The organism is Oribacterium sp. P9 (assembly GCF_046365365.1).
Taxonomy (GTDB): Bacteria; Bacillota; Clostridia; order Lachnospirales; family Lachnospiraceae; genus Oribacterium.
Genome location: NZ_JBKEIS010000007.1, coordinates 65971 through 72338, shown reverse-complemented (window position 1 = coordinate 72338; position 6368 = coordinate 65971). Strand labels below are relative to the sequence as shown.

Annotated in this window: 8 protein-coding genes; 5 read left to right on the top strand and 3 right to left on the bottom strand. The window is 56.3% G+C overall.

The window, feature by feature from the left end; translation table 11 throughout:
• Window positions 1-1159, top strand: a 1159-nt coding sequence (locus tag ACK8P7_RS06125) for a Cna B-type domain-containing protein (protein WP_410043339.1), incomplete at its 5' end; no start/stop codon positions are given.
• Window positions 1160-1219: 60 nt separating this feature from the next.
• On the opposite strand, the gene dtd is transcribed toward ACK8P7_RS06125, so the two are convergent.
• Together dtd and ACK8P7_RS06115 are read right to left on the bottom strand one after the other, a co-directional pair.
• On the bottom strand, window positions 1220-1675 hold the full coding sequence (gene dtd / locus ACK8P7_RS06120; RefSeq protein WP_410043338.1) for a D-aminoacyl-tRNA deacylase: 456 nt from the start codon (window positions 1673-1675) through the stop codon (window positions 1220-1222).
• A 12-nt stretch (window positions 1676-1687) separates the two neighbouring features.
• A complete protein-coding gene (locus ACK8P7_RS06115; RefSeq protein ID WP_410043337.1) occupies window positions 1688-1864 on the bottom strand; it encodes a DUF4250 domain-containing protein in 177 nt (58 codons plus the stop codon).
• Between the two features lie 91 nt (window positions 1865-1955).
• On the opposite strand from ACK8P7_RS06115, the gene ACK8P7_RS06110 reads away from it, so the two are divergent.
• The 3 genes from ACK8P7_RS06110 to ACK8P7_RS06100 all read left to right on the top strand — a co-directional run bounded on the left by ACK8P7_RS06110 (window position 1956) and on the right by ACK8P7_RS06100 (window position 4263).
• Window positions 1956-2384 carry an HIT family protein gene (locus ACK8P7_RS06110; RefSeq protein ID WP_410043336.1) on the top strand — a complete coding sequence of 143 codons (429 nt, stop codon included), beginning with the start codon at window positions 1956-1958 and terminating at the stop codon, window positions 2382-2384.
• A gap of 92 nt (window positions 2385-2476) precedes the next feature.
• Window positions 2477-3559, top strand: a complete 1083-nt coding sequence (locus ACK8P7_RS06105) for an undecaprenyldiphospho-muramoylpentapeptide beta-N-acetylglucosaminyltransferase (RefSeq protein WP_410043335.1) — start codon at window positions 2477-2479, stop codon at window positions 3557-3559.
• A gap of 11 nt (window positions 3560-3570) precedes the next feature.
• Window positions 3571-4263 carry a 5'-methylthioadenosine/adenosylhomocysteine nucleosidase gene (locus ACK8P7_RS06100; RefSeq protein ID WP_410043334.1) on the top strand — a complete coding sequence of 231 codons (693 nt, stop codon included), beginning with the start codon at window positions 3571-3573 and terminating at the stop codon, window positions 4261-4263.
• Window positions 4264-4515: 252 nt separating this feature from the next.
• On the opposite strand, the gene ACK8P7_RS06095 is transcribed toward ACK8P7_RS06100, so the two are convergent.
• Window positions 4516-5607 carry a hypothetical protein gene (locus ACK8P7_RS06095; protein WP_410043333.1) on the bottom strand — a complete coding sequence of 364 codons (1092 nt, stop codon included), beginning with the start codon at window positions 5605-5607 and terminating at the stop codon, window positions 4516-4518.
• 370 nt (window positions 5608-5977) lie between these two features.
• Here ACK8P7_RS06095 and ACK8P7_RS06090 point away from each other — a divergent pair, with 370 nt between their 5' ends.
• Window positions 5978-6235: a hypothetical protein gene (locus ACK8P7_RS06090; protein ID WP_410043332.1), complete on the top strand. Its 258-nt coding sequence runs from the start codon at window positions 5978-5980 to the stop codon at window positions 6233-6235.
• Window positions 6236-6368: the final 133 nt, after the last annotated feature.

Below are 6368 nucleotides of genomic sequence, written 5' to 3'. Positions count from 1 at the left end.
TAACTGGAAGCATGAGTGGACAGACCTTGCAAAGAAGAACGGCGGTACGGATATCACATATACAGTAGAAGAGATCGATGTACCGGATGGCTACAGAGCAAGCGTAAGTGGCGATGCCGAGACTGGATTTACGATCACCAACACGCATACGCCTGCAACCACCAGTGTCCTCGTTAAGAAGACCTGGGATGATTCTAACGATGCGTCTGGTAAGCGTCCTTCAGAAATCAAGGTGAAGCTGTATGCAGATCATGTGCTGAAGGAAGAGCAGACGCTGAGTGCGGATGCAAGTGGTGACTGGTCGTATGAGTTCACGGGTCTTCCGGTATATAAGGAAGGAAAGGTGGGTCAAAAGATCAACTACACCGTAACCGAGGAAGAGATTCCTGGTTATGTACTGACGGATTCGAAGTCTTCTACAGAAGATGGTAAGACCGTGGTACAGCTGACGAATAAGTCGATCGACTTCAAGGTCAACAAGTTCGAGCGCACCGGCACGCGTGAGCTGGATGGTGCGAAGATCCAGATCAAGGATTCCACAGGTGCAGTGGTTGCGGAGTGGATTTCGAAGTCGGGTGAGACGCATGATTTCGGTTCGAGCCTGAAGGCGGGGCAGACCTACACGATTCACGAGGAGACAGCGCCGAGTGGTTATTACACGATCAGCGATATGAACTTCACCGTGGGTGAGAAGGGTGAGATCACACTGGCAGGCAGCTCCGATGATGTCAAGCTTGAGGACGGTGTCATCAAGATCTGTGATGAGCGGATCAAGTCCTCCGGCGGTAGCGGTGGTGGAGATCATCCGCATCCGACACCAGAGACTACACCGGCTGAGACGACACCTGCGGAGACGACCGTACCGGAAACTACGCCGGTAGAGACGACAGCGCCGGAGACGAATCCGGGTGGCGGCAATGGCGGTCACCATGGTCCGTCTGAGGAGGTCGAGACTGACGAGTTCGGTAACGTACTCGGTGCGAACCGTGGCCGGAATAAGAAGGGCCAGGATGGCGGTAATGTAAAGGGAGCAAGCAGAGGAAAGACGAGAACGGGCGACGAGTCCATGATGTCGATCTTCGGTTTTGGATTCCTGGCAGCCGTACTGGTACTGCTCGGATGGTTCGGCATTCGATTCACGAAGAGAAATCGCCGTTAATTCGGTAGAGTAGAAAGAGAGAGGGGACAGGCCGTGTGGCCTGTCCCCTCTTTATAAAACTTATTCTCCAAATAGCTGCTGAGAGTCCAGCATCAGGGTGAATGGTCCGTCGTTCAGCAGCTCGACCTTCATGTCGGCGCCGAAGCGGCCGTGCTCGACGGTCGGCACGTACTTCCGGCACTCAGCCATGAAATACTCGTAGAGAGCATCGGCCTTCTCCGGGGCACCGGCCTCGATGAAGCTCGGGCGGTTGCCCTTTTTGCAGTTCGCATAGAGGGTGAACTGGCTCACGACGAGGAGTTCACCGCCGACATCGGCGAGGGAGCAGTTGGTCTTGCCGTTTTCGTCCGGGAAGATCCGGAGTCCGCAGATTTTCTTGACCATGCGGTCTGCAAGCTCTTCGGTATCCGTTTCGGCGACGCCAAGGAGGATGAGGAAGCCGCGGCCGATGCGGCCGATCTGTTCACCGTCGACCGTGACGGAGGCGTGGTTGACGACCTGGATAACACATCTCATAGTGGTTTCTCCTTACTTAAACTGATTCAGTTCGCGGTTGTAGTGATAGTCGATGCCGGCGAGGGTCGCTTCGATGGTGGCCTGGTCGGCGTCGAGGGCGTCGCAGAGAGCCTCGAGCGAGTTGTAGTTGTCGCGGAGCTGGGTGTTCAGGTAGCTCAGCAGCATGACGGGATCCTTCGGTAAATTCATCTTCGTTCCTTTCTATGTTGTGAAATGTGGCTCGAAATACTATAATGTTCTGTAATCTGCGGCGAAGCCGCATCCGAAAGGAGTATAGCATATGAGAGACGAGAATTGTATTTTCTGTAAGCTTGCCAATGGAGATATTCCGACGACCACCCTCTACGAGGATGACACCTTCCGCGTGATTTTCGACGCGAGCCCGGCGACGGTGGGCCACGTCCTGATCATCCCGAAGGAGCATTATGAGGACCTCACGCAGCTGCCGGACGAGGTGGCAGCGCAGGTGATGCCGCTCGCGCGTCGCATCGGCATCGCGGAGATGGAGGCGCTCGGTGCGAAGGGCTTTAACGTCGTGCAGAACAACGGCGAGGCGGCCGGTCAGACCGTACATCACTTCCACACGCACGTGATCCCGCGCTACGGCACAGAGGACGAGATGGTGCTCTGGAAGCCGGGCACGACCGACGCGGCGGAGCTAGCGGATACCTGCGAGAAGCTGCAGGCGGCGCTGAACAACGAGCGCTGATAGCATATCGCTGTGCCCCTGGGCGGACGCGGGCGCTTCACTGCGCCTGGGCCAATGCTGGGGCCGCAGCATAGATGGGAGAAGTTTATTCGATGATGACGAAAAAGATCGTGCTGACCGGTGGTGGTACCGCTGGTCATGTCACTGCAAATATCGCACTGATGCCGCGTCTTCGGGCGGACGGCTATGAGGTGCACTACATCGGTTCCTACGACGGCATCGAGAAGAAGATGATGGAGCACGAGGAGGTGCCGTACACGGGGATTTCCACGGGGAAGCTGCGTCGCTACTTCGATCTCCGGAATTTTTCGGACCCGATCCGTGTGCTGAAGGGCTACGGGGAGGCGAAGCGGGCGCTTCGGCGGATCCAGCCGGACATCGTGTTCAGTAAGGGTGGCTTCGTGGCCGTGCCGGTGGTCTGGGCGGCGCATGCCCTGCATATTCCGGTGGTGACGCATGAGTCCGACATGACGCCGGGACTCGCAAACAAGCTCTGCCTTCGTGCCGCGAGCCGCATCTGCTGCAACTTCCCGGAGACGACGAAGTCGCTCCCGGCGGGCAAGGCCGTGCTGACCGGTTCGCCGATTCGTGAGAAGCTTCTGCAGGGTACCCGCGAGGATGGCCTCGCGATGACCGGATTCAGCGGTGAGAAGCCGGTGCTCATGGAGATCGGTGGTTCCTTGGGCTCTGTGGCGATCAACACAGCGCTCCGCGCGATGCTGCCGCAGCTCCTCGAGAAGTACGACGTGATCCACATTTGCGGGAAGGGCAACCTCGACGAGTCGCTCGCCGACACGCCGGGCTATAAGCAGTACGAGTTCCTGTCCGACGGACTCCGGAATCTCTACGCCCTCGCCGACGTCGTGATTTCCCGCGCCGGTGCCAATGTCATCTGCGAGCTGCTGGCACTGAAGAAGCCGAATATCCTGATCCCGCTGCCGCTCGATCAGAGCCGCGGTGATCAGATCCTGAACGCGGAGTCCTTCGAGAAGCAGGGCTTCAGCTACGTCCTCGACCAGCATGCGATGGAGAAGGACTCGACGCTTCTCTCGACGGCCATCGAGACCGTCTATGCGAAGCGCGCCCAGTACATCGCCGCGATGGAGCAGTCCCAGCAGGGGAACGGCGTCGACCAGGTCATCGCCGTGCTGCGGGAAGTCGTAAATAATAATTAAGAGGTTTAGAAATGATTGGAATTATTGGAGCAATGGATGAAGAGGTCGAGAAGCTGAAGGCGGACATCACCGACGCGGTGACCGAAGTACACAACGGACTCAGCTTCGTGACCGGCCAGCTGAACGGGAAGGACGTCACCGTGGTGCGCTCCGGCATTGGCAAGGTCAATGCTGGCGCCTGCACAGCGGTGCTGATCGACCGTTTCGCCGTGGACTGCGTCATCAACACCGGCATCGCCGGATCCCTCGACGCCCACATCAATATCGGAGACATTGTCCTTTCGGAGGATGCAGTGCAGTACGACATGGATGCGACGAACTTCGGCTACCAGCTCGGTGAGATCCCGCGCGTCGGCACCATGGCCTTCCATGCGGACGACCGTCTGATCGCTGCCGCGGAGGAGGAGAACCGCCGCGTGAACCCGGAGATCCGCACCTTCATCGGCCGCGTCTGCAGCGGTGACAAGTTCGTCTCCGACAGCGACACGAAGAACTGGATCATCAAGCACTTCCAGGGCCGCTGCTGCGAGATGGAGGGCGCGGCCATCGCCCAGATCGCATGGCAGAATAAGGTGCCGTTCGTCATCATCCGTGCCATCTCCGACAAGGCCGACGACTCCGCCCACGTGGACTACCCGACCTTTGAAAAGCAGGCCATCGAGCACTGCGTGAAGCTCACCGAAGCACTCGTAGCGAGAATCTGATGAGCGAAACATCATGAGGTGCTGTGCCAGACATTCCTCCATGTGCAGGTAAACGACAACATGCACACGAACGCGTAGAGTGGAAGTGCGCATCCATAAGGGAATACTGTTATATCAAAAAGACCGTTCCGGCAGCTGTGGCTGTGGGAGCGGTCTTTAAATTTCGTGATGAAACCGTCAGGCAAGGCGATGCATCCTCTTTTAATTTCATGATGAAGTCGTCACCATGCTGGTCATCCTTCAGGTCGGAAATCACTGTGCCGGGTGCTCGAGCTGTGCGACGGCGTCGATGATCGAGGTCGCGCTGCCCTGCTGCAGCATCTCGGCGATGCGGTCGATGTCCTGCGCGTTCATGTGGGCCTTTCCGAGGTACTGCTCGTAGGTCCGGGAGAGACTCAGCGCCTGCTCCTTCTCCTGATTCTCGAAGTGCTGGCGGAGCTCGGTGGCCGCCTTGAAGTTTTTCTGAAGCTCCTCGAGCTGCGGGCGGGCCGCGGTCTCAATCTCATCCGTGATGATGTTCGTCGTCACGGTTTCGAAGGTGTTCTGGGCGCCCTGCTTGCGGCTGATGACATCATTGCGCTCCTGCTGCGCCTTCGCGATCTCATCGTCGTACGACTGCAGATTATAGTTCGTGTCATCCGCATCCGTCCGGATGGACTTCGTCAGCGACTTGATTTTCCTGCGATTGCTGCGGATCTGATTCTTGATCTTCCGACCGTCACGGATCACCGCGGAGTGCTTCCCGATGGTGGCATTCATCAACGACACATAGATCCCCCCGATCAGGAGAATGTCTACGACGTAAATCAGTACCAGCTGCCAGATCTTATGCGCCGGGATGAAGTAGTAGATGCCGAACGGGAGTGCCGCGAAGAGCACAACGAAGGTCAGCAGGCAGAGGAAGAGTTCGACGAAGCCGGATGGGCGGAACAGGGTGTAGAACACACTCGAGTTGCAGATCGACGGCACATGATCCCGCTTGAAGATCGCGGCCAGCTGACGCTTCAGCTCCTTGTTCTCGGTGACCAGCGGCTCGGTCTCCCGCTTGATGCGGCCCTTCATTCCCTCCTTGCGGGCATGCTCGCGCTCGTCCTGCGCCTTCTTGAGACGCGCATCGACCTGACTCAGCTGCTTATCGTAGGTCGCCGTGATCTCATCACCACGCGCCTTCAGCGTCTTCTGAATCTTGTCCTGCATCTCCTTCCGCGCCTTATCGAGTGCGGCAGACAGCTGCTTCTCCTGCTCGCGCTGCGACTTCAGACTCTCACTCACCTTCTGATAAGCAGCGACGGCGATTTTCGCCTCCCCTAAAAACTGCTGTGGATTCTCTATTTCCAGTCCCATGATCTTCCGTCCTCCTGAAAGCGATGAATTCATGATTCACACGGTCTTTACTTTTCTGTTTATTTCCATTAAGGTAATAAACTACAGATTTACTTCATCATAGTATCCATATTTGAATAAACCATGAACGCAGAACCGCAAAAATAAATTTCTTCCGTTCTGAAACTATTATAGCATTTATCTACTTCGTGATAAACGAAAAGGCGCTTCAGAACGGTTTACATCCCCGATTTTTTACAGCAGTTCAGGCAGGGGCACCAGAGTGTGACGATACCGAGATCGTTTCTCGACATCGCTTTACAGCAGTTCAGGCAAGGGCACCAGAGCGGTCGAGTCAGTTGACATTACAAAGGAGAATCCTATGTTTCGTATGAGTGGCACAATTTATAAGGATGGACGCATCGTGCTGGACTGTGTTTCCCGCCAGGAGGATTACAGCATGTCCCGTACCGATCACGTGCTCACCGCGCTGAAGGAAATCTGTGAGTACATGGACCTCGCCGTACCGATCTGGCTCTCCACGAACATCCGGGAGTTCCAGCGGAAGTCCGTCACCGTCTTCCGCGAAGACTGCTTCATGGAACCGATCAGCTTCGACTACCTCCGCATCGAAGTTATCGAGGAGTGAGGAAAACCAATTTGTTTCCAGTGAAAAAACATCCAATCAAAAAAGACCGCTTCCACAGCCACAGCTGCCGGAGCGGTCTTTTTGATGTGAAAAAGTAGTTTCTTATAAATGCTCACTTTCGTGTATATGGATT